Genomic DNA, 22,652 nt, shown 5'->3' on the forward strand with positions numbered 1-22,652 from the left:
TCGTTCAAGTCCAGTCCGGACGCGACATCCAGCACAGCGGCAAGATCACGACGCAGGGCACCGCTGCGCTGAGCGCAGGGCGCGACATCCATGTGGCCGGCGGTGAGATCGCCGCGAAGGACGCGATCGTGCTCGATGCCGGGCGTGATCTGGACATCGCCAGCACCACCCGCAGCACCACCACGAAGATCGCAGGCAACACCTTCGAACGCACCGGCGTCGACCGCCAGGCGAAGCTTTACGTCAGCGGCGAAGCCGGTGTGATCCTGGCCCAGGCCGGGCGCGACATCACCCTCACCGCGGCCGACATCCGCAGCGACAGCGAAGGTGGTGTCACCGCCATCACCGCAGGGCGCGACCTGAACCTGAACACCGTGCGCACCCGCGCAGAAGACGACCTGCACTGGAACGAAGACAACCGCCAGCGCACCACCCGCAGCACCGAGGTGGGCACGCGCATCGAAACCACCGGCGACCTCCAGCTGCAAGCCGGGCGCGACCTGAACGCGCGCGCGGCCAACGTGCAGGCCCAGGGCGATCTGAGCGCACAGGCCGGGCGCGACGTGAACATCGCCGCAGGCGTTCAAACCCTGGACTACGCCGACGCCCACCACAAGAAGACCAGCGACTTCCTCGCCAGCGGCAGCATCACCACCCGCAGCACGCTCAACACGGCAGACGCCATCTCCAGCCAGCTCGGTGGGCGCACCGTGGACATCCGGGCCGGGCAAGACCTCTCGGTACACGGCAGCAACCTCATCAGCGACCAGGGCACCACCTTGAGCGCCGGGCGCGACGTGAGCATCACCGCCGCGCAAACCACCTCGAGCAGCACGAACTTCCGGGAAGAGAAGAACAGCGGCCTGCTCGACAGCGGCGGAGGCCTCATGCTGGGCAGCCAGCAGCAGAGCAGCGACCAACAACGCGAGGGCACGGGCGCGGCCGCGTCCACCATCGGTGCGATCGATGGCGATGTGACCATCACGGCGGGGAGGCACTACCGCCAGACAGGGTCGGACGTGATCGCGGCGGGCGCGGCTGTCCTGGTCACCCCTCCCAATGAGCAGGTCACGGGTCACACCAACCCGAGTCAACCCAAAACGGGTGGCCACATCACCGTCATCGCGCAGGACATCCAGATCACCGAAGCGCGCACCCGCGAACGCAGTTGGCTTGAGGAGAAGAGCCGCCAAAGCGGCATCAGCGTCGGCGCGGGCGGTGCGTTCATGGAAGCCGCACAGAGCATCACCCAAACCGCCGAAGCCACGGGCAAGACCGAAGACGGGCGCATGAAAGCCCTGGGCGCGGCGGCGGCGGGCATGCAGGCCTACAACGCCGGCAAGAGCATCGCGGCAGACCCGAATAGCGCCGCGAGCGTGAACATCAGCATCGGCGCGAGCAGCAGCAAGAACACCCTGGAGCAAGAAGCCGACAACGCCCGAGGTTCGAATCTGAGTGCGGCGGGTGACGTCCGTCTGATCGCCCGCGGAGCGGGCAAGGATTCCGACATCCTCGTGCGCGGCAGCCACGTCAAGGCGGGCGACACCGCGCTCCTCAACGCAGAAGGCGACATCGAGCTGCAAGCGGCCGAGAACACCGCAAAGGAACGCCGCCGCAGCGAAAGCAGCAACGCCAGTGTGAGTGTGGGTTACGGCGTGGGCGGCTGGACGGTCAGCGCCAGCGCCCAATCGAGCAAAGGCGCGGGTGACGGTGAAGACCTCATCCACAGCAACACCCGCATAGAAGCGGGCAAGCTCGTTCAACTGCAATCGGGTGGCGACACCACGCTCAAAGGCGCTGTGGTGGCGGCCAACACGGTCAAGGCCGACGTGGGAGGGGACCTCCTCATCCAGAGCCTGCAAGACACCAGCGTGTGGGACGAGACGAGCAGCCAGTCGGGTGGCTCTGTGAGTTACGGCAAGGCCACACAGCAGGGCGGCGCTAGCGCGAACGCCAGCAAAACCAGGATCGAAAGCGACTTCGCCTCGGTCGCAGAACAAAGCGGTATCCGCGCCGGGGACGGCGGCTTCCAGGTCAACGTCAAAGGCAAGACCGAACTCATCGGCGGCGCCATCACCAGCACGCAAGCGGCGGTGGACCAGGAGCGCAACCAGTTCGACAGCGACGGCGGCCTCACGCTGAGCGACATCCACAACAGCGCGAGCTTCGAGGCCACAAGCGTCGGTGTGAGCGTGGGGGTGGGCAGCCAGCTCGGCAACAGCGGCGCGGGCGTCGGATCGGCTTCGGGCTCGACCAGCAGCACCACCCTTGCGGCCATCTCCGGCATCGCGGGCAACAAGGCCGCGCGCACGGGGGACGCCGAGACCGGTCTCGTTCCCATATTCGACAAGGAGAAGGTGCGCGACGAAGTGGAAGCTCAGGTGGTCATCACCAAGGCGTTTGGGCAGCAGGCGGGAAAAGCCATTGGCCAGTACGGCAACGAGCAACTGAAAAAGGCGAACACACTCAAAGAGCAGGCCGCATCCGAAACCGATCCCGCGATACGCCAAGCACTCATCACTGAGGCGAACGCGCTGGAGGATACGTGGAAGGAGGGTGGTGTGGGGCGTGTCGCGCTGCACGTGATCGCTGGCTTAGCGAGCGGTGGCATTGATGGCGCCGCAGGCGCTGGCCTGACTCAAACGGCCTTGCCGGTCATGGGTGACCACATCGCGGCACTTGATCTGCCTGTGGAGGTCAAGCAAGCCATGGCACAGACCATCGCAGTGGCGTTTGGTGCCGCCGTCGGTGGAAGCGCCGGTGCTGCAACGGGACTTGCCGCTACTTCGCAGAACTATCTCAGCGCGACCGATCTTCGAAACAAGCACCAGAAACTAAACGATTGCCGCAGCGCCGGTGACGCCGCTTGCGAGATCAAGGTGCTCCGAGAGTACGAGCTTAAAAACGCAAAGAACACCGGCGCGATCGACTACCGCAGCGTGCTCAGCGAAAGCGCGTTGCAAGCCGAACGGGCATTGCTTGAGCAGATGCTCAAAGACCCCGCACTCAGCGACGCGGCCAAAGCCGAAGCCCGGCGCAGCATCAAGGAGCTCGACACCGCGATCAACGTGATCCAGCGCTCGCCAGTGTTGCGCGATGCCGCAGAGCTGGGGCTGATTGCCCTGGATGTGGTCGCCATGGGGCAACTTGCCGTGGCCAAGGCGTTGACGACGACTGCCGTGCGCGAGTTGGTACTGGCGCGCACCGGCAAGGAAATCAATGAGATTGCCGCTTCGCGGATTGCGAACAACTTCTATACAGAGGGCGCTCCCATTGAGTATGGGAAAAGTGTTTTTGTCACTAATATTGACGAAGCTGTTTTCTGGTCGGGGAATACCAATGGAACGGGTGGAGTGGAGGCCGCTAGAGCCATAGCTGAGATGTATAAAGGGAAAACCCTCGAGCAATTGCTCGAGCAGCGACAAATCAAAATGCCAATTTATAACCCCGCGGACGCATCAACAGTCCAAGCTTGGATTGATGTTTCAACAGAGCTCGCGAAAAACGCATCTGGTGAAGTTAAAGTTGTGCTGGGTAGCATGCGCCGACCTCAGAATATCTGGGAGACTTACGAATTTCCGACGCTTATCAACAATCCGGCTGTTTCAAAGGTTATTGCGGTCGATCCTTACACGATGAAAGAAACTATCATTTTTAACAGGGGTCCAAAATGATCGTAAATTCAACTCCAGGCGCACTGACTCTTCAGGCTAATGATGGGGAGTGTATTGTTTTTCCCGGTGAATGGACGCTTGAGCCAAAGTTTTATTTGTTCAAAAAAAATGCACACAAAAAAGATAGTAAAAAACCACTGGATGCCAGTAAAGCGATTGAGTACTTGAAGCAGCTTCTATTCGATGCAGGTGAGAAAGGCTGGAACATTGTTGTGGAAGATTAATCCATCTCGTTGAGACTCATTGCATCTTTGCGCACCATGCAAATAGTAAACCTTGATGTCTTGGCGGATTTGCATGCCGCCGATCAGAAAGACTCTGCTTCAGCAATCGATTGGCTTGTTTCAAAGATTGAGATGCTGCGAGATCACATTCACACTGGTGGAGCGGTTGTTGTACATAAGGACACGACCATGATTGAAATACGAGATGACTCCTTGTTTATGGATTGGATCAGGAGCGAGTTCCCTAGCATTGTCTCGGGGTCAACACCTACAGGCTCAGTTTGTTTTTCTGCAATAGATGACGAAAGCGCGGGATGATGCACTCATCTAACACCTTGCTCATAGTGCGGAGAGCTTTTTGTGCAAAAGCATGGTCATGCTGGCGATCGGTCCTCACTACTTTTCCCCCGCTGCATTTTGATGCTATGAGAATTTTCGCAAATTCAAAATCACGGCAGACCCATATGACATTCAAATCAATTTGGAGTTGATGGACGAATTTTTACGCAATCGAGCTGGTGGTTGAGAGCTAAAAGGGGGGTGGGATCGGACTGCACTGGTAAAAATGACATGGATGGACGAAATCTCCTGAGGGAGATCATCTTTAAATTCTATAAAAACAATGGAGGCAGGCACATATATTTATTTCAAATTACTCAAGAGAGTGAACTTGGATGGCACGAGCAATACTGTCTGCTCGAAAGAAAACATATCTTTCAGTACAGTATCGGTATAGATAGAAACATTACCGTGGGCGGCCTTTCGCTGGCTATTGGCCCTCACTATTTTTGGCCAACTCAATTCTGGAGCTACGAGAACTCAAGGAGATTTAGCATGAAGACAAGTGTCCCCGCGATCGAGAGAAACCTGCGGTTGCTGGATGAGTTTTTGGGGCACCCATCAAATGGTTAGGAGTTCGGACCGCACCTGAACAAGGTTTGCACAAGCTAGTGCCAGCCTCGAGTACATGCGCAACGTAGCCAAGCCGCACGGATACGCGGCATCACACCCAGCGCCGCAGCAGACTACCCGTGCAAATCATCCCGCCGCGCAATCTCCAGCAGCCGCTCCAGCTCATGCGGATGCGTGCGCTGGTTGTAGCGGTGCCACAGCGCGATCAAGCCCATACAGCCCGCGACGAGCACGCCAAACGCCGTGATCGCCGCAAAGGACGACAGGCCCACGCCGGTGGAGAAACTGTAGGCGGCGCCCAGGAACAGGATGCAGGCCTGCTCGTTGAAGTTCTGCACCGCGATGGAACGCCCGGCGCCCATCAGGTTGTGGCCCCGGTGCTGCAGCAGCGCGTTCATCGGCACCACCAGGAACCCACCCAGGCCGCCCAGCAACACCAGGAACGGCGCGGCCACCCAGACGTTGTCGATGAAGTTCATCAGGATCACCAGCACCCCCATGGCGATGCCCAGCGGCATCACGCGCGTGGCCTGGTCCAGCCGCATGCGCATGGAGGCGATCACCGCGCCCACGGCTGTGCCCACGGCCACCACGCCCACCAGCGAGGTGGCTTGCGTGGTGCTGTAGCCCAGCGCCGCGCCCGCCCAGGCCAGCACGATGTAGCGCAGGTTGCCCGAGACGCCCCAGAACAGCGTGGTGGTCGACAGCGAAATCTGACCCAGCCGGTCGCGCCACAGGCGGCTGTTGCAGCGCCAGAAGTCCGGCAGCAGCGCCAGCGGGTTCTTCGGCATGGGGCGCGGCGTCACGCCGGTGAGCGGAATGCGGGTGTTGAACCAGGCCGCCAGCGCGTAGACCACCATCAGCGCGGCGATGGCCGCCTGCGCCGGATGGTGGATGCCGGTGTGGACGCCAGGAATGTCAACCGAGAGCAGGACCGAAGAAATCCAGGGGCTCACCAATTGCCCGCCGAACAGCACGCCCAGGATGATGGAAGCGATCGTGAGGCCCTCGATCCAGCCATTGGCCTTGACCAGTTGCGAGGGCGGCAGCAGCTCGGTGAGGATGCCGTATTTGGCCGGCGAGTAGGCCGCCGCGCCCAGGCCCACCAGGGTGTAGGCCAGCAGCGGGTGCACGCCGGTGAGCATCAGCAGACAGCCCACCACCTTGATCGCGTTGCTGATGAACATGACCTGGCCTTTGGGCCGGGCGTCGGCGAACGCGCCCACGAAAGGCGCGAGCACCACGTAGAACAAGGCGAAGAGGGGCACGAGGGCGGCGCTCTGCCACTCGGGCGCGCCGCGCGTGCGCAGCAGTTCGATGGCCGCGACGAACAACGCGTTGTCCGCCAGCGAGCTGAAGAACTGCGCCGTCATGATGGTGTAGAAGCCGCGCTTCATGGCGATGATTTTGTGCGCCGGACCCCGTTGGCACAGGCCTTCGGTGTGGGGAGCTCCGGCTTTTTTGTGCGACAGTTGACGGGCGTCTCCAGAGGATGCCGGGTTATAGCACGCGGTCTTGACGCCTCGGCTGCACGCACTGACCCGCTGGCGACCTGTGGCGCCTCTGCACAGCCCTCTGCGACTTACCGCACATCTCTTCTTCGCCCGACATGCCCCGCCCCATCCTCGCCACCGTCCATCCCGAAGCCCTTCGCCACAACCTGCAGCGCGCGCGTGACTGCGCGCCCGACGCGCGCGTGTGGGCGGTGGTCAAGGCCAACGCCTATGGCCACGGCATCGAGCGCTGCTTTGACGCGCTGCGTTCGGCCGACGGGTTTGCCCTGCTCGATCTGGCCGAGGCCGAGCGGCTGCGGGCGCTGGACTGGCGCGGCCCGATTCTGTTGCTCGAAGGTGTGTTCGAGCCGCGCGACCTGGAGCTGTGCTCGCGCCTGCACCTGTGGCACACGGTGCATTGCAGCGAGCAGATCGACTGGCTGGCTGCGCACAAGACGCAGGTGCCGCACCGCGTGTTCCTGAAGCTCAACAGCGGCATGAACCGCCTGGGCTTCACCCCCGCGGCGTTTCGCAGCGCCTGGGCGCGGCTCAATGCGCTGCCGCAGGTGGACGAGATTTCGTTCATGACGCATTTCAGCGATGCCGATGGTGTGCGCGGCATTGCGCATCAGATCGCCGTGTTCGAGGAAACCACCAGCGATCTGCCGGGCGAGCGCACGCTGTCCAACAGCGCGGCGATCCTGCGCCATGCGAAGGGCGTGTCGGGTGACTGGGTGCGCGAGGGTGTTGCGCTGTACGGCGGTGCGCCCGACTTTCCGGAGAAGACCGCAAGCGACTGGGACTTGCTCCCGGCCATGACGCTGTCCAGCCGCGTCATCGGCGTGCAGTCTTTGCAGGCTGGCGACACGGTGGGGTATGGCTCCACGTTCACGGCCGAGGGGGCGATGCGTGTGGGCGTGGTGGCCTGCGGGTATGCGGACGGGTACCCGCGCCATGCGCCCACCGGCACGCCGGCGTTGGTGGATGGGGTGCGCACGCGGCTGATCGGGCGGGTGAGCATGGACATGCTCATGGTGGACCTGTCTGCGCTGCCGGGCTCGGGGATGGGCTCGGAGGTGGTGCTGTGGGGGCGGTCGTCCGCCGGTGTCGTGCTGCCGGTGGACGAGGTGGCTTCGGCGGCGGGGACGATTGGCTATGAGTTGATGTGCGCGGTGGCGCCGCGCGTGCCGTTTGCGCCTTCACCTGCGTAGCGCGGGCTAGGTCCCTTCTCCGGCCAGCGTGTCTTGGACCAGAGGCACCCAGGGTCCGGCTTTGCCGGCCCAAGGTGTCGTCCCCCCTCGAAGCGCCGAAGGCGCGCTACAGAGGGGGGAAGCCGCGTGAGCGGCGCAGGGGGGTGCCCCCTATCTCTCTGGCGAACACGCCGCAAACCCATACCGCTCACAAAACGCATTCCCCAACACCGGCAACCACCGGGGAATGTCGTGGAACTCGCGCGCCACCACGGCCAGCACCTCGTCATGGAACGGCTGGTACTTGAAGCCCACACCATCCACCGCGAAGAACGCCACGCCGTCCACCTCGAAACGCTTCATGCTCACGCGCTCGAAATACGGCGCGAACTCGGCCAGGTTCGGCTCGTCGTACAGGAACACCCGGATCGGCTTGCCCTCGTACACCCGGAAATCGACGATCTGATCGTCCTGCCGCGCGTGGTGCTTGCCCACGCCGAACACCGGCACGTACTGCTTGTGGTGGAACGCGAGCATCGCCGACGGGTTGTAGGTGCGGCCCATCAGGGTCGCACCCGCCGGCAGGTCCTGCTCCAGCGCCTTCACGATGGCGCCGGTCTCGCGCAGGAACACCGCGCGGTCATATATCTTGAACGGTTGCCACCACGTCAGCGGCGCCCAGGCGACCGCGGCCACCACCAGCAGGTGCGGCACCGACAGCGCCACCGTCCACACCAGGCTGCGGCGCAGCGGACGCGCCTCCAGCCGCAACCCCGCCCACACCACGAACACCGGCACGAACCCCAGCACCCAGTGCAGGCCAATCGTGCGGCGCGTGCTCAGCAGCGCGAACACGATCAACGGGAACAACCACAACACCGCCAAGGTGCGCGGCGTGGTGGCCGACACCCCCGGCGCCACGCGCGCGGACGCGGCACGCCACAACAACCATGGCGTGAGCAGGTACACCACCATCACCGCGTACACCGCGAACGTGGTGAACGACCAGGCCGATCCCTCGTTGCGGTTGAACACGTTGAACATCACGTTGCTCCAGCCATGCGTGGCGTTGAAGGCCACGTTGAAGGCGATCGAGGGCAACGCGAGCACGAAGATCAGGAACGGCGCCCACCAGCGCTTGCGCCGCCAGCCAAAACAATGCGCCGCGTACGCAAAACCCAGCAGCGCCGCGAAGTACTTGGAGAGAAAGGCCAGGCCGAGGAACAGGCCGGCCAGCGCGTACCAACCCAGGCCACGGTCCTTGCAGGTGTCGGCGCGCAGGTAGCACCAGACCGAGAGCGCCATGAAAAAGATCAACGGGGTGTCGGTCGTCACCAGCACGAACAGCCACGACCACGGCATCGCCAGGTACACCGCGCCGGCCAGCCACGCACTGGCTTCGCGGTCTTCGGGCAGGAAGCGGCGCAGCACGTCCACCACACCGAGCGCGATGAAGCTGGTGACGAGCAGCGTGAAGCTGCGCAGCATCAACGGATGGTCACCGCCCTGGCGCAGCAGCGCGAGCAGCCAGCCCACCATGGGCGGGTGGTCCGAGTAACCCCAGGAGGGGAACACGCCCCATTGGTAGAAGAAGGCCTCGTCACCCGTGATGGGGAAGCTCGCCGCGATGACGATCTTCAACAACAGCGTGATGGCAAACGCGCCCCAGAAGATCTGGCGCGAGACGTGGGCGGAGAATTCGGAGGCGTGCATGGGGGAGAGAAAGAAGAATCAGGCGTCCAGGGCGAGCAGCGACACGCCCACCACGATCAAGGTGCAACCGGCCACGCGCAGCCACGAGAATGGCTCGCCGAGCCAGAGCACGCCCAGCGCCATGGTGACCACGAAGCCCAGGCTCACCAGCGGATAGGCCATGCTCACGTCCAGGCGCGAAAGCACCCACAGCCAGAGCACGGCGCTGGCCCCATAGAGCACGAGGCCGAGCCACACCATCGGGCTGGTCAGCGCGTGCGCGTAGGTGCTGCCGACGTCGGCGGCGGCGTTGGGCGCGCCCATGCCGCGCTTCATGGCGATTTGTGCGGCCGACGAGAGCAGCACGCAGAACACGGCCAGGCCCAGAGCGATGGATTTCATGGGAACGTGTCCTGGTTCAGAAACCGACGGTGGCCACCAGGCCAATGCCGCCCATCACGAGCAGCGTGACCCAGCTGAACGGGTCCTTCAGGGCGAACTGCAGCGGGTCTTCGCCGTGCAGTTCGCGCCGCCCGGTCTTGAGCCAGATGCGCATCACCCACAGCAGCAACACCGGCGCCGCGGCCCACAGCATGTCGGGATGCGCGTAGAGCTTCTGGCTGTTCTGGCTGTCGATGTACAGCGCCAGCACCATCACCGACAGGAAGCCGCTGGCCATGCCCATCGCCCGCAGCGAGGCCAGGTCGCGCGGTTGGTAACCGCGCCCGGGCGCGAGCGTGCTGTCGTCGTCCTCCAGCTCTTCGAGTTCGGCGCAGCGCTTGATCAGCGCCAGGCTCAGGAACAGGAAGATCGAGATCGCCAGCAGCCAGTTCGACAGGTCCACGCCCGAGGCCACCGCGCCCGCGCCGATGCGCAGCGTGTACAGGCCCGAGAGCACGAGCACGTCGATCAGCGCCAGGCGCTTGAGGTACAGGGAATACGCCAGCGTGGTCACGGTGTAGGCCAGCAGCACCATGGCAAAGCCGGTGGACACCTGGAAGGCGAGCACGAAGGCCAGCACCAGCATCACCGCGCCCAGCGCCACCGCGGGCACGATGCCGATGGCGCCCGAGGCGAGCGGGCGGTGGCGTTTGATGCGGTGCGCGCGGTCGTTGGGCAGGTCGAGCAGGTCGTTGACCAGGTAGGTGGCCGAGGCGCACAGGCCAAAGGCCACGAAGGCCATCAGCACCAAGGCCCAGAGCGCCGGGTCCAGCGAGTGCGCGGCCAGCAGCGGCACGAACAGCAGTCCGTTCTTCGACCACTGCTTGAGCCGGACCGCGCGCAGCACGGTCTTCAGGCTCAGCGGTTGGCGTTCGAACACCTGGGCTTGCGGCTGGCTGCGCTGGAGCGACGCGACCACGCCCGCCGGCGCGTTCACCGCCACCGCCTGCGCGCTGCCGCTCCACACGTCGAGGTCGTCTCGGCTGTTGCCGGCATAGGCCCAGCGGTCGTGGCCGTGCGCGCGCGCATGGGCGTCGATGGCGGCGCGTTTGTGGGCGCGGCTCAGGTTGATGCCGTCGCCTTGCGCGTTGGTGCCCAGCGTATCGTCGAACACGCCCAGGTGATCGGCCACGTCGCGCACGATGCGCGCGTCCGCCGCGCTGGCCAGCACCAGCGGACGGCCACTGGCGTGTTGCTCGCGCAGGTAGTCCACGAAGGGTTCGTTGTAGGGCAGCCGCGCCGGGTCGGGCCGCACCGCATCGGCCAGGCGCTGCTTGAAGCGGGCCTTGCCGCTGGGCAACCAGGCCAGCATGCGCAACAGGTTCAGCGGGTTGCTGCGCACGAACAGCATGACCGATTCGTGCAGCGTGTCGCTCGGCGTGAGGGTGCCGTCCATGTCCACATAGAGCGGACAGGCATCGGGCGCGTGGTCGGTGGAGGCAGGGAGCGTCAAGCGGGCAGTCCGTGAAGCGGAGAGGCGATTTTAGGGGGCGGTCCCGCGCTGCGCGGGTGGGCGAGCGCCGGGTTCAACCGCGTCCCGCGCCCGTGCCCGGGCGCAGCGTGGCCGGCGTCTTGAGCTTGCCGGTCAGCCAATGCAGCGCCACCGCCACCAGCAACAGGCACAGCATGCCCAGCGCCCACGCGCTCCACACCAGCGGCGCGACCCAGTCCATCAGGGTGCCCGATGCCGTTGGCAGCACCTGGGCAAGCCCTTGCACCAGACCGATCCATGCCGTCTGCAAGGCCTTCAGCCAGGTCGGGTCGATCCACGTGCCCAACCAGTCCGGCACCTGCCACTGGCCGGTGGCGCTCGCCGCGTCGGTGGCCTGGCCCGAGGCCAGCATCGACAGCAGCCATTCGGTGACCTGCACCGACGCGGCGGCCAGGCCAGTCCAGCACAGCGCGAACAAGCCGAACACACCCCAGATGAGCGCCTTCATGGCCGGCCTCCCACGGGGAAAGCGCAGGGGGTGGCCGGGTGGTGGAAGAAGGGTGTCATGGGCGGTGAAATCCTGTGGGTGACGGAGGGGCCTCTTTGGAGAGGCCCCGAGCGTATCCGGTTCCCGTTCAGCGCCGCGCGGACCCCAGCCGCCCGCGCGCCACGGCCACGAAGCCCGTGGCCAGCAGCAGAAAAGCGATCAGGAGACCCAGCGCGTTCCACAGCGTCTGTGGGTAACCGAGCAGGTTCACGTCGATAAAGGGATAGGGGTAGTGCTGCAGCCAGGCACCGCGCAGCAGCGCATACACGAGGTAGGCCAAGGGCCAGCACGCCCAGCGCAACGGTGCCCGCCAGGCCATGCGCGCGGGCGGCACCACCACCCACCAGTGCAGCAGGCACAGCAGCGGTGTCAGGGTGTGCAGCACGGTGTCGGCCACCCACTGGGCGCCTTGCGGGTTCCAGAGGTGTCGCAGCAGCAGGTGGTAGGCCAGCCCGACCATGGCGATGCTCACGGCCACCGCCGCGGCCACACCTGGCTGGCGGAACCAGCGCCCGGGCCCGCTGTGCGGACCCAGCGCCGGCCAGCTCAGGCTCACCGCGACCAGGACGTTGGTCAGCACCGTGAAATAGCCCAGGTAGGCGATCCACCCATCGACCGTCGACCCGCCCTGAGCATGCGCCAACCGCAAGGACAGCGCGAGCTGGAGCAGCACGCCGAACCACGCCACCAGGGCCACCAAGGCGGTCAGCCACCGCGCACGCCACAGGGGCGGCGGGTTCATTTGCCTGTGGCCGGGCACACGAAGGCGCAGCCGGGCGGCGTGCGGCCGACAAAACGGCCGTCGGGGCACTGCTGCACGTCCTGCGTGCACATGATGGGGCCGCGCTCGCTGGCCGGCGGTGGCGGCGTGGTGGGTGATGTGGTGCAAGCGCCCAACCACAGGCAGAGGGCGGCCGCGCCGAAGAGGGTGAGGTGTTTCATGGCCGCATTGTGGACGTGAAGCGGGGCTTGTGGGCGTCGATGGCGCCGTGGCCGGGGCGCTGGCGCCCAGGTCTCAGGGCGTTTGCCGATCTGTCGGGCCGACCTCGGATAGCGGCGTCGGCACCACCGCCGCAGGCTCGTCGGCCGCCATCGACACCGCACGCGCTCGCACCCGCGTGGCCGTGGCGATGCCCCACACCGCCACGAACATCGCCGCGATCACCGGGCCGATCACGAAGCCGTTGATGCCCATCACGGCGATGCCGCCCACGGTGCTGATCAGCACCAGGTAGTCGGGCATGCCGGTGTCCTTGCCCACCAGCAGCGGGCGCAAGACGTTGTCGACCAGGCCGATCACGAACACACCGAACGCCACCAGGCCCACGGCCTCCACGGTCTGGCCGGTGGCAAACAGCCAGATCGCCACCGGGCCCCACACCAGCCCGGCGCCCACCGCTGGAAGCAGCGAGAGCACGGCCATCAGCACGGCCCAGAGCAGCGCGGCGTTGACGTCGAGGAACCAGAACGCCAGGCCGCCCAGCGCGCCTTGCACCACCGCCACCACCAGGTTGCCCTTGACGGTGGCGCGCAGCACGGCGCCGAATTGCTCCAGCAATTCCTGCTTGTCTTCGGGCGGCAGCGGGATCGCCATGCGGATCGAGCGCACCAGGCTGCCGCCATCGCGAATCAGGAAGTACGCCAGGTACAGCGAGATGAAAAGGCTGACCACGAGGCCGAGCACGTCCTGCCCGAAGTTGAGTGTTTGCGTGGCGATGAACTGGCTGCCTTGCGTCACCAGCTGCGTGATCTTGCGTTGCAGAAGGTCGAAGTTGCCCAGGCCAAATCGGTCCAGGAGATCGGTGAACCAGACGGGCAGCGCGTCGAAGAGGCTGCGCAGTTTCTCCGCCGGCCTGAGCTCGCCCGACTCGATGCGCGCATACAGCTGGGTGGCCTCGCGGGTGAGCGAACTCACCACCAGCACGGCGGGCAGCACCACGATCACGAGCGCGGCCAGCATGGTCGTGAGCGCGGCCAGGTTGCGGCGCTGCCCCATGCGCGGCAGCAGCCAGCGGTTCAGCGGAACGAACAGCAGGGCGATGATGGCGCCCCACAGGATGGTGCCGTAGAAGGGCAGCATGATCCAGGCGAACGCCACGGTCACCCCCACGAGCAGCACGCGCAGCATGACCGAACCCGAGAGCGGTTTCATGACCATCGCCATCGGGCCCAGATCCAGCAAAGGCGAGGTCGCGGCGGGGGTGGGCGGCGTGTCAGGGGTGTCCGTGTTCATGGGCGCAAACTGAAGTGGTCGACAGGCGCAGTATGCCGGCCGTTGGCTACCATCGCCGATTTGTCACAAGCCCGGAGGGCAGGAATGCAGGAACCCACAGCGCGCGCGCCCCGACCCTCCGTCAGCGCCTGGACCCGCTCGTTGCTGGCGCGGTTTGACGGTGCGGTCTTGCGTGTGGCGCCGCCGCGCGCCAGCGCCAGCACCTCGGTCACGGGGCTTGCGGCATTGCAAGCCTGGTGTTTCGCCGGGGCCTTGCCCCGCGTCGAACAGCGCTTCACCGTGGCCACGCTCGCCGAGGCGGGCCTGGCGCATGAGATCGATGCCTTTTCCCGCCACCTCGATGGCACCGACCAGCTTGCCGCCGCGGGCGGGCGCTGGGCCGGCTTGTGGCTGCGCCTGCGCGTGAAGCTCAACGATGCCCTGGCGTGGCGCGCGCGGCGGCCGTCGGACCCGTGGGACGCGGGTTACCTGATCGGCGACGCGCAAGCCTGGCAGCGGTTCCAGCCGCGCCGCGCCACGCTGATGGTGGCCGACGGGCACCTGAGCGATGCCGCGCTGCGCGAGGCCGTGCGCATCCTGCAATCGAACAGCGCGGGCTACCGCCACCCGGTGCGCTTGCTGGTCGTGGGCCGCAGCATCGATGCCCTGGCCTGGTCGAGCACGCCGAGCAGCTCGTTGGCCATCCGCGAAATCGCCTGGCCGTCGGACGCGGCCGCGCGCGTGTCCGTTGCCAGCGCTTCGACTGCCAGCGCCAGCCGGTAGGCCCGTTCCAGCGCCTCGGCCAGGGCCATCGCGCTCGGGTCGGTCTGCATGCGCGGGACCGCTCTACAGGGCGCGCGCCAGCATCAGCGCACCGAGCGCGATGAACACGCCGAACAGCGCGCGCTGGAACACCGGCAACGGCAGGCGTTGGCGCAGCCGCGCGCCGATCCACACCCCCGCGCAGGCCGCCACCAGCGCGAGCGCGTGGGTGGTCAGGGGCACCGACGCGCCCGTGCTCGCCGCGATCTGCCCGAGCCGCGCCGCCAGCGCCAGCGTGGCCACCAGAAAGCTCAGGCCCAGCGCCTGGATGAACGCCTCCTTCTCCAGGCGCAGCGTCTGCAGGTAGGGCACGAGCGGCATCACGAACACGCCGGTGGCGGCCGTCAAGCTGCCCGAGAGCACGCCGGCCACGCCACTCGCCATCCACGGACGGCGCGAAAAATCGGGCAGGGCAGGGCGCGCCAGACCCCACAAGCCATACGCGATCAACACCCCGCCCAGCGCGATGCGCGTGGCCGGGCCGGCGTGGCCCAGGTCGGGCAGCGGGCTCCACACCGTCGCCACCACCACGCCCAGCCAGAGCGGCCACAGGCGGCGCAGCAACATGCGCGCGTGCGGCCCGGTGCATTGCACGATGTTCGTCAACAGCGAAGGCAGGAGCACCAGCGTGGCGGCGGTGGCCGGCGGCATGACCAGGCCGAGCAGCGCGATCGAAAACGTCGGCAAGCCCATGCCCGAAATGCCTTTGACGGTGCCCGCCGCGGTGAACACGGCTGCAATGAGCCAGAGATGAAATGCGTCGTTCATGCGCGGCATCGTGCGGGCCGCAGCCCATGCTGTCCATCGCGCATCGCCAGAGGTATCCTTCGCCGATTCCGGAGGATCGAACCATGGCCGCCACACCCACCTACCGCATCGACCCGTTCGACCTGCGCCTGTTCGCCGCCATCGTCGAACACGGTTCCATCACCGCGGGCGCGCGCCACATCCACCTCTCGCTAGCGGCGGCCAGCACCCGGCTGCAGCAACTCGAACACGCCATTGGCGCCACGCTGCTGCTGCGCTCCAAGCGCGGCGTGCGCACCACCGACGCCGGGCGCACCCTGCTGCTGCACGCGGGCCGCCTGCAGCGCGACATGGAGGCCTTGCACGCCGACATGGCCGCGCACGCGTACGGTGTGCGCAGCACGGTGCGCGTGTTGTGCAACACGGCGGCCATGACCGAGCACCTGCCGCAACTGCTCGGCCGTTTCCTCGTCGCGCACCCGGACATCGACGTTGACCTGCGCGAGCTCGGCAGCCAGGACGCGCTGGTGTCCATGCGCCAGGAGCAGGCCGACATCGGCATCGTTGCCGACTACGTGGGCACCGAAGGCTTGAACACGCGCTTCTTTCGCGAAGACCGCCTGGTAGCGGTGTTGCCGAAACAGGGCGCGCGCGCATCGCGGCAACCGCTGCCCTTCGTGGACCTGCTCGAACGGCCTTTTGTGGGCCTGCCGAGCGAGAGCGGCATCAGCCGCCTGCTGCACGACAAGGCCCTGCAACACGGCCGGGGCCTGCACCACCGCGTGCGCGTGCGCGGGCTCGACGCCGTGATGCAACTGGTGGGCGAAGGCGTGGGCGTGGCGGTGGTGCCGCAGGCCACGGCCATGCGCCTGGCCAGCGAACGCGTGTTGGCGCGCCCGCTGCGCGACGACTGGGCCACGCGGCAGCTGCTGCTGTGCACGGCGGCGGGCGACGCGCCCATGGGTGCGGGGGCGGCAGCCTTGCATGCGTTTCTCGCCCGGCAGGGATGAGCGCGGCCTCAGCCCCGGACCGCAAACCCCTCGGCCAGGGCCCCGCGCAACCACGCCACGAAAGCCGACACCGCGCGCGGCACATGGCTGGCGTACGGCCGGATCGCGTAGATCTGAGGGCTGAAGGCGCCCACCGACGCCCAGTGCTCCAGCACCTCCACCAGCTGGCCCGATTGCAGCGCGGACTGCGCGCTGAAGTCGGGCACCAGGGCGATGCCCAGGCCCGAGATGGCGGCGTCGCGCAGCGCCTCGCTGTTGTTGGCGCTGAACGGGCCGGACACCGGCACCGTGATCCGTTCCGTCTTTTTCCGGCCCTCGCGGGCGTTGAAATGCCAGGCCGGTGTGTCCTGCGCGCGCGGGTAGTGCAGGCAGTCGTGCTGCGCGAGGTCCTGCGGCGTGTGTGGCGTGCCGCGCCGGCGCAGGTAGTCGCGGCTGGCCACCAGCACCGAGCGCGTGGCGCACACCGGCCAGGCGACGTGGGTGTCGGGCGGCGACGCGGTGTGGCGGATCGCCAGGTCGAAGCCCTCCACCGCCAGTGCGTTCAACCGGTCCGACAGGTCCAGCTCCAGCCGCACCTTGGGGTGCGCGCGCAAAAACTCGGCCATGCGCGGCACCAGCTGCTGGCGCGCGAACGCCACCGGCGCCGTGACCCGCACCAGACCCGCTGGCTCTTCCGCCAGGTCGCGCACGCTGGAAAAACTCTGCGCGATGCGCTCGAACGGATCGCGCGTGTCGGCCACCAGGCGCTGCCCCGCTTCCGTAAGGCGCACGCTGCGCGTGGTGCGCTGCACCAAGGCCACACCGGCGGCGCGCTCGAGCTCCGCGATGCGCTGGCTCATGGCCGCCTTGCTCACGCCCAGCCGCTGCGCCGACGCGGTGTAGCTGCCTTGTTGGGCCAGCACCGTGAGCCAGTGCAGGTGCACCCAGAGGTCTTCCACTTTTTTCTCGTTCATGCCCTCATTGTTCACCATTGCAAACAATCAGTTCAGGTTCCAGGGCTAGGCGAGGGGGTTCTCGCTGCCTAGACTGGGCCCATCTTCCCGACCAACCCACCGCAGCCCACCATGACCCATCCTTCCGCCATCGACCATTTCATCCACGGCGCCGTCACGCCAGGCACGTCCACGCGCCGGCAGGACGTCTACAACCCCGCCACCGGGGCGGTGAGCGGCAAGGTCGCGCTCGCGAATGCAGCCGATGTGAACGAGGCCGTGGCCGCCGCGCGGGCCGCCTTCCCGGCCTGGTCCGACACGCCACCGATCCGCCGCGCGCGCGTGATGTTCAAGTTCCTCGAACTGGTGAACCAGCACAAGGACGACCTTGCGCGCCTCATCACCGCCGAGCACGGCAAGGTCTTCACCGACGCGCAGGGCGAGGTGGCGCGTGGCATCGACATCATCGAATTCGCCTGCGGCATGCCGCAACTGTTGAAGGGCGATTTCACCGACCAGGTGTCCACCGGCATGGACAACTGGACGCTGCGCCAGCCGCTGGGTGTGGTCGCCGGCATCACGCCGTTCAACTTCCCCGTGATGGTGCCCATGTGGATGTTCCCGGTGGCGATTGCCGCGGGCAACACCTTCGTGCTCAAGCCCAGCCCGACCGACCCCTCGCCCTCGTTGTTCCTCGGCGAACTCTTCAAGCAAGCCGGCCTGCCCGATGGCGTGTTCAACGTCGTGCAAGGCGACAAGGAGGCGGTGGACGCGCTGCTGGTGCACCCGGACGTCAAGGCGATCAGCTTCGTCGGCTCCACACCGATCGCCAACTACATCTACGAGACCGGCGCGCACCACGGCAAGCGCGTGCAGGCACTGGGCGGCGCGAAGAACCACATGGTGGTGATGCCCGACGCCGACCTCGACCAGGCGGTGGACGCGCTGATCGGCGCGGCCTACGGCTCGGCCGGCGAACGCTGCATGGCCATCAGCGTGGCGGTGCTGGTGGGCGACGTGGCCGAGAGGATCATGCCCAAGCTGATCGAGCGCACCAAGGCATTGAAGATCCTCAACGGCAACAACCTCGCCGCCGAGATGGGCCCCATCGTCACGGCGGCCGCGCACACGCGCATCGCCGGCTACATCGAAGCCGGCGTGAAGGAAGGCGCGAAGATGCTGGTGGATGGCCGCGGCTTCGACGGCGCGCAGGCCGGCGAGGGCTGCGACCAAGGTTTCTGGATGGGTGGCACGCTGTTCGACCACGTCACCACCGACATGAAGATCTACAAGGAAGAGATCTTCGGCCCCGTGCTCGGCTGCGTGCGCGTGGCGGACTTCGCACACGCGGTGCAGATCATCAACGACCACGAGTTCGGCAACGGCGTTTCGTGCTTCACGCGCGACGGCCACGTGGCGCGCGAATTCGCGCGGCGCATCCAGGTCGGCATGGTCGGCATCAACGTGCCGATTCCGGTGCCCATGGCCTGGCACGGCTTCGGCGGCTGGAAGAAGAGCCTGTTCGGCGACATGCACGCGTATGGCGAGGAGGGCGTGCGCTTCTACACGAAGCAGAAGTCGATCATGCAGCGCTGGCCTGAAAGTATCGGGAAAGGTGCGGAGTTTGTAATGCCCACGGCGAAGTAGGCTTTCCCTGCGCGCCCTTTGGCGCTTCCCCCCGGCGAAGGGGGGACGCTGTCATGGGCCGGCGGAGCCGGACCCTCGACAGCCCTGGACTATGCTCCGGCTGCATTACAACGATCCGAGAGACAAACATCCATGAGCGACACGAGCTTCGACTACATCGTGATCGGTGGCGGCACCGCCGGCTGCCTGATCGCCAACCGGCTCTCTGCCAACAAGCAAAAGCGCGTGTTGCTCATCGAAGCGGGGCGCAAGGACGACTACCACTGGATCCACATCCCGGTCGGTTACCTCTACTGCATCGGCAACCCGCGCACCGACTGGCTCTACCAGACCGAAGCCGAACCCGGGCTCAATGGCCGCTCGCTGCGCTACCCGCGTGGCAAGACGCTGGGCGGCAGCTCCAGCATCAACGGCATGATCTACATGCGCGGCCAGTCGCGCGACTACGACCAGTGGGCGAAACTCACTGGCGACGACGCCTGGCGCTGGGAGAACGCGCTGCCCGACTTCAAGCGCCACGAGAACCACTACCTCGGCGACGAGAAGAACGCCGCGCTGCGCGACCCGAACTTCCGCGCGTACCACGGCCACGGCGGTGAATGGCGCGTGGAGAAACAGCGCCTGCGCTGGGACGTGCTCGACGCGTTCGCCGTCGCAGCGCAAGAGGCCGGCATCCCGCACACGGCCGACTTCAACCGCGGCGACAACGAAGGCGTGGGCTACTTCCAGGTGAACCAGAAGGACGGCTTGCGCTGGAACACCGCGCGCGCGTTTCTGCGCCCCACCTGCTACGGTCGGCCCAACTTCGAACTCTGGAACAGCGCGCAGGTGACGCGCCTGGTGACCGAGCGCGGGGCCGACGGCGCATTGCGCTGCACCGGCGTCGAGGTGTGGGACGGCACGGCCCATGTGACCGCCGAAGCGACCGCCGAGGTGGTGCTCTGCGCGGGCAGTATCGGCTCGCCGCAGATCCTGCAGCTCTCGGGCATCGGCCCGGCCGCGCTGCTGCGCCAGCACGGCATCGACGTGGCGGTGGACCTGCCCGGCGTCGGTGCGAACCTGCAAGACCACCTGCAGATCCGCGCGGTCTACACCGTGAAAGACGCGCCCACGCTCAACGTGCTGTCGTCGTCCCTGCTGGGCAAGGCGCGCATCGGCCTGGAGTATTTGTTCAAGCGCAGCGGCCCGATGAGCATGGCGCCTTCGCAGCTCGGCGCGTTCACGCGCAGCGACCCCGCCCAGCCCTACGCCAACCTCGAGTACCACGTGCAGCCGCTCTCGCTCGACGCGTTCGGCGAGCCGCTGCACACCTTCCCCGCGTTCACCGCCAGCGTCTGCAACCTCAACCCCACGAGCCGGGGCACGGTGAACATCCGCAGCGCGAACTTCGCGGACGCGCCCGCGATCGCGCCGAACTACCTCAGCACGCCCGAAGACCGCCAAGTGGCGGCCGACAGCCTGCGCGTGACACGCAAGATCGTCGCGCAACCGGCGCTGTCCAAGTACCAACCCGAAGAGCTCAAGCCCGGCCCGCAGTACCAGAGCGACGATGAACTCGCGCGCCTGGCCGGCGACATCGCCAGCACCATCTTCCACCCGGTGGGCACGACGAAGATGGGCCGCGATGACGACCCCATGGCCGTGGTCGACAGCCACCTGCGCGTGCGCGGTGTGGCCGGTCTGCGCGTGGTCGACGCGGGCGTGATGCCCACCATCACCAGCGGCAACACCAACAGCCCGACCTTGATGATCGCGGAGAAGGCCGCCAGCTGGATCCTCAAAGGCGAGTGATCCTCAGCGCAGGCGCCCGACGTAGCGGTTGCCCTCGCCCGAAGACGCATTGCGCAGCGCTTCGGCCGCTGCTTCAAACAGCGTTTTGGAGCGCGGTGTCTCCATCTCCGGAATCGCCGCTTCCAGCTTGTCGACCCAGGGCACCAGTTCCGCGAGCTCCTCGGTGGTGGCTTTTTCTCGCGCGAACCGGATGATTTCGCGTGCGTAGTCGCTGTTGGTGGCCATCCATTCGGTGTCGGTCACGCGGCCGGTCTTGCGCCGCAGCAGCACGTGCAGGTGGGCGGCGATGGCAAAGGTGTCGCTCGTGCTCATTCAGTTCAGGCTCTCGTTGTGCAAGGAGACATCGAGCCCCGCGCGCTCATCGCCCTCGCGCACACGCAGCCTGACCACGCGCGAGGTGATCCACAGCACCACCGCCGTCATCACCAGGCTGTAGCCCAGCACGGCCACACAGGCGATCGCCTGCGCCAGCAGGCTGCCTTGCGCGCCCGAAATCACCGGGTCGGCGAGCACGCCGGTGAGCAGCGCGCCCACCAACCCGCCCACGCCGTGCACGCCGAACACATCCAGCGAGTCGTCGGCGCCCAACCGTTCCTTGAGCGCGGTCGCACCCCAGTAGCAGGCCATGCCGGCGACCAGACCGATAACCAGCGCGCCGCGCGGCGTGACGAAACCCGCCGCCGGCGTGATCGCCACCAGGCCACCGACGATGCCCGAGCACATGCCCAGCAGCGACGTGCGTTTGCGCGCCAGCCACTCGGCCCCCATCCAGGCCACCGCGCCCGCCGCGGCGGCCACGTGCGTGGCCAGGATCGCCAGACCGGCACGCCCGTCGGCGGCCAGGGCCGATCCACCGTTGAAACCAAACCAGCCGACCCACAGCAAACCCGTGCCGGCCATGGTGATGCCCAGGTTGAAGGGCACGAAAGGCTCCTTGCCGTAGCCCGTGCGCGGGCCCAGCGCATAGGCGCAGACCAGGGCCGCCGCGCCGGCGTTGATGTGCACCACCGCGCCGCCGGCGAAGTCGAGCGCACCCAATTGCGCGAGCCAGCCGCTCGGCTCCCACACCCAATGCGCGATCGGCGCGTACACCAGCAGGAGCCACAAGCCCGCGAACAGCAGCAAGGCACCGAAATGCATGCGTTCGACCAGGGCGCCCACCACCAGCGCACAGGTGATGACGGCGAAGGTCAGCTGGAACATGGCGAAGACCGATTCCGGCACGTGCGGCGCGATGTGGCTCACGGCCACCTGCGCGCTGCTGCCCAGCACCTCCATGCCCGCGAAACCGATGCGACCCATTCCACCAATGAAACCGCCCAGGGCGCCGCCCGGCGTGAACGCAAGCGAGTACGCCAGCGCAAACCACAACAGGCTGACCACCGCCGCGATGCCCACCACGCTCGCCATGGTGTTGATGACATTCGTTCGGCGCACCATGCCGCCATAAAACAGGGCGATGCCGGGCAATGTCATCAAAAGCACCAAAGCGGTGCTGACCATGAGCCAGGCGGTGTCGGCACCCTGGAGGGCGCTGGCCGCCACCAGTCCGGGCGCGGCGAGCGCCGCCTTCACGGGCTCGGCGACGGGGGCGCCCTGGGCTGCAACGCCCAGTGGCCAGAGCAGGGCGGCGGCCAGCGGAATGGCGAGGGACGGCAGGGTGCGGTGGTGTGGGTGCATGGTGAGTTGCGTCTGAACAACGAACGACGCCGACCCTTCTGCATATCCTGTGCCAAGGGTTCTCCCGCCCAAGGGAAACTCCGTATGCACAGGGGTGGTGCGATTCGCTACAGTGCACGCACTCGCCAACAGCGCCCAGCGCTGGTGACCGCGGGGGACCGAGGAGACAACCCAGTCCAACTACAAACAACGGTTCAGCGTCCTCC

The 22,652-nt window shown here is 66.5% G+C and carries 20 protein-coding genes; 8 read left to right on the forward strand and 12 right to left on the reverse strand.

Annotated features, from left to right (window positions below):
- The 3 genes from FFS09_RS07320 to FFS09_RS07330 form a co-directional block, all read left to right on the forward strand.
- A partial coding sequence (locus FFS09_RS07320; RefSeq protein WP_171019906.1) for a hemagglutinin repeat-containing protein occupies positions 1-3,674 on the forward strand: 3,674 nt, incomplete at its 5' end.
- Complete coding sequence (locus FFS09_RS07325) at positions 3,671-3,898, forward strand: hypothetical protein (RefSeq protein ID WP_137918218.1); 228 nt, start codon at positions 3,671-3,673, stop codon at positions 3,896-3,898. The genes FFS09_RS07320 and FFS09_RS07325, both read left to right, overlap by 4 nt.
- Before the next feature lie 36 nt (positions 3,899-3,934).
- Positions 3,935-4,216 carry a hypothetical protein gene (locus tag FFS09_RS07330; RefSeq protein ID WP_137918219.1) on the forward strand — a complete coding sequence of 94 codons (282 nt, stop codon included), beginning with the start codon at positions 3,935-3,937 and terminating at the stop codon, positions 4,214-4,216.
- A 707-nt stretch (positions 4,217-4,923) separates the two neighbouring features.
- Here FFS09_RS07330 and lplT read toward each other — a convergent pair.
- Complete coding sequence (gene lplT, locus FFS09_RS07335; protein WP_137918220.1) at positions 4,924-6,207, reverse strand: lysophospholipid transporter LplT; 1,284 nt, start codon at positions 6,205-6,207, stop codon at positions 4,924-4,926.
- Between the two features lie 212 nt (positions 6,208-6,419).
- Here lplT and alr point away from each other — a divergent pair, with 212 nt between their 5' ends.
- The gene (gene alr, locus FFS09_RS07340) at positions 6,420-7,514 is read left to right on the forward strand and encodes an alanine racemase (RefSeq protein WP_137918221.1); all 1,095 of its coding nucleotides are present in this window, start codon (positions 6,420-6,422) and stop codon (positions 7,512-7,514) included.
- Between the two features lie 150 nt (positions 7,515-7,664).
- Here the strand turns inward: alr and FFS09_RS07345 are convergent, their stop codons facing one another.
- The 7 genes from FFS09_RS07345 to FFS09_RS07375 form a co-directional block, all read right to left on the reverse strand.
- Positions 7,665-9,206 (reverse strand): ArnT family glycosyltransferase, encoded by a 1,542-nt coding sequence (locus FFS09_RS07345; protein ID WP_137918222.1) that lies wholly within the window; start codon positions 9,204-9,206, stop codon positions 7,665-7,667.
- Positions 9,207-9,224: 18 nt separating this feature from the next.
- The gene (locus tag FFS09_RS07350; protein WP_137918223.1) at positions 9,225-9,587 is read right to left on the reverse strand and encodes an SMR family transporter; all 363 of its coding nucleotides are present in this window, start codon (positions 9,585-9,587) and stop codon (positions 9,225-9,227) included.
- A 16-nt stretch (positions 9,588-9,603) separates the two neighbouring features.
- Positions 9,604-11,079 carry a UbiA family prenyltransferase gene (locus tag FFS09_RS07355; protein ID WP_137918224.1) on the reverse strand — a complete coding sequence of 492 codons (1,476 nt, stop codon included), beginning with the start codon at positions 11,077-11,079 and terminating at the stop codon, positions 9,604-9,606.
- Positions 11,080-11,152: 73 nt separating this feature from the next.
- A complete protein-coding gene (locus FFS09_RS07360) occupies positions 11,153-11,566 on the reverse strand; it encodes a hypothetical protein (RefSeq protein ID WP_137918225.1) in 414 nt (137 codons plus the stop codon).
- A 127-nt stretch (positions 11,567-11,693) separates the two neighbouring features.
- The gene (locus tag FFS09_RS07365) at positions 11,694-12,347 is read right to left on the reverse strand and encodes a Pr6Pr family membrane protein (protein WP_137918226.1); all 654 of its coding nucleotides are present in this window, start codon (positions 12,345-12,347) and stop codon (positions 11,694-11,696) included.
- Positions 12,344-12,547 carry a hypothetical protein gene (locus FFS09_RS07370; RefSeq protein ID WP_137918227.1) on the reverse strand — a complete coding sequence of 68 codons (204 nt, stop codon included), beginning with the start codon at positions 12,545-12,547 and terminating at the stop codon, positions 12,344-12,346. The genes FFS09_RS07365 and FFS09_RS07370 overlap by 4 nt, the downstream gene beginning before the upstream one ends.
- Positions 12,548-12,620: 73 nt before the next feature.
- Positions 12,621-13,838 carry an AI-2E family transporter gene (locus FFS09_RS07375; protein WP_252374275.1) on the reverse strand — a complete coding sequence of 406 codons (1,218 nt, stop codon included), beginning with the start codon at positions 13,836-13,838 and terminating at the stop codon, positions 12,621-12,623.
- A gap of 84 nt (positions 13,839-13,922) precedes the next feature.
- Between FFS09_RS07375 and FFS09_RS07380 the strand changes: the two genes are divergently transcribed.
- Complete coding sequence (locus tag FFS09_RS07380; protein ID WP_137918228.1) at positions 13,923-14,600, forward strand: hypothetical protein; 678 nt, start codon at positions 13,923-13,925, stop codon at positions 14,598-14,600.
- Between the two features lie 63 nt (positions 14,601-14,663).
- On the opposite strand, the gene FFS09_RS07385 is transcribed toward FFS09_RS07380, so the two are convergent.
- Positions 14,664-15,407 carry a sulfite exporter TauE/SafE family protein gene (locus FFS09_RS07385; protein ID WP_137918229.1) on the reverse strand — a complete coding sequence of 248 codons (744 nt, stop codon included), beginning with the start codon at positions 15,405-15,407 and terminating at the stop codon, positions 14,664-14,666.
- Positions 15,408-15,490: 83 nt separating this feature from the next.
- Here FFS09_RS07385 and FFS09_RS07390 point away from each other — a divergent pair, with 83 nt between their 5' ends.
- Entirely contained in the window at positions 15,491-16,396 is a 906-nt protein-coding gene (locus tag FFS09_RS07390) for a LysR family transcriptional regulator (RefSeq protein ID WP_137918230.1), read from the forward strand.
- A gap of 8 nt (positions 16,397-16,404) precedes the next feature.
- Here FFS09_RS07390 and FFS09_RS07395 read toward each other — a convergent pair whose 3' ends face one another.
- A complete protein-coding gene (locus FFS09_RS07395; RefSeq protein WP_137918231.1) occupies positions 16,405-17,349 on the reverse strand; it encodes a LysR family transcriptional regulator in 945 nt (314 codons plus the stop codon).
- A 111-nt stretch (positions 17,350-17,460) separates the two neighbouring features.
- On the opposite strand from FFS09_RS07395, the gene FFS09_RS07400 reads away from it, so the two are divergent.
- Positions 17,461-18,975: a CoA-acylating methylmalonate-semialdehyde dehydrogenase gene (locus FFS09_RS07400; protein WP_137918232.1), complete on the forward strand. Its 1,515-nt coding sequence runs from the start codon at positions 17,461-17,463 to the stop codon at positions 18,973-18,975.
- 132 nt (positions 18,976-19,107) lie between these two features.
- On the forward strand, positions 19,108-20,766 hold the full coding sequence (locus tag FFS09_RS07405) for a GMC family oxidoreductase (RefSeq protein WP_137918233.1): 1,659 nt from the start codon (positions 19,108-19,110) through the stop codon (positions 20,764-20,766).
- A 3-nt stretch (positions 20,767-20,769) separates the two neighbouring features.
- Here FFS09_RS07405 and FFS09_RS07410 read toward each other — a convergent pair whose 3' ends face one another.
- Positions 20,770-21,078 carry a hypothetical protein gene (locus tag FFS09_RS07410; RefSeq protein ID WP_137918234.1) on the reverse strand — a complete coding sequence of 103 codons (309 nt, stop codon included), beginning with the start codon at positions 21,076-21,078 and terminating at the stop codon, positions 20,770-20,772.
- Positions 21,079-22,446, reverse strand: coding sequence for an ammonium transporter (locus FFS09_RS07415; RefSeq protein WP_137918235.1), 1,368 nt, complete (start codon positions 22,444-22,446; stop codon positions 21,079-21,081).
- Positions 22,447-22,652: the final 206 nt, after the last annotated feature.

The sequence above is a fragment of the Hydrogenophaga sp. 2FB genome, assembly GCF_005503365.1.
Taxonomy (GTDB): Bacteria; Pseudomonadota; Gammaproteobacteria; order Burkholderiales; family Burkholderiaceae_C; genus Hydrogenophaga.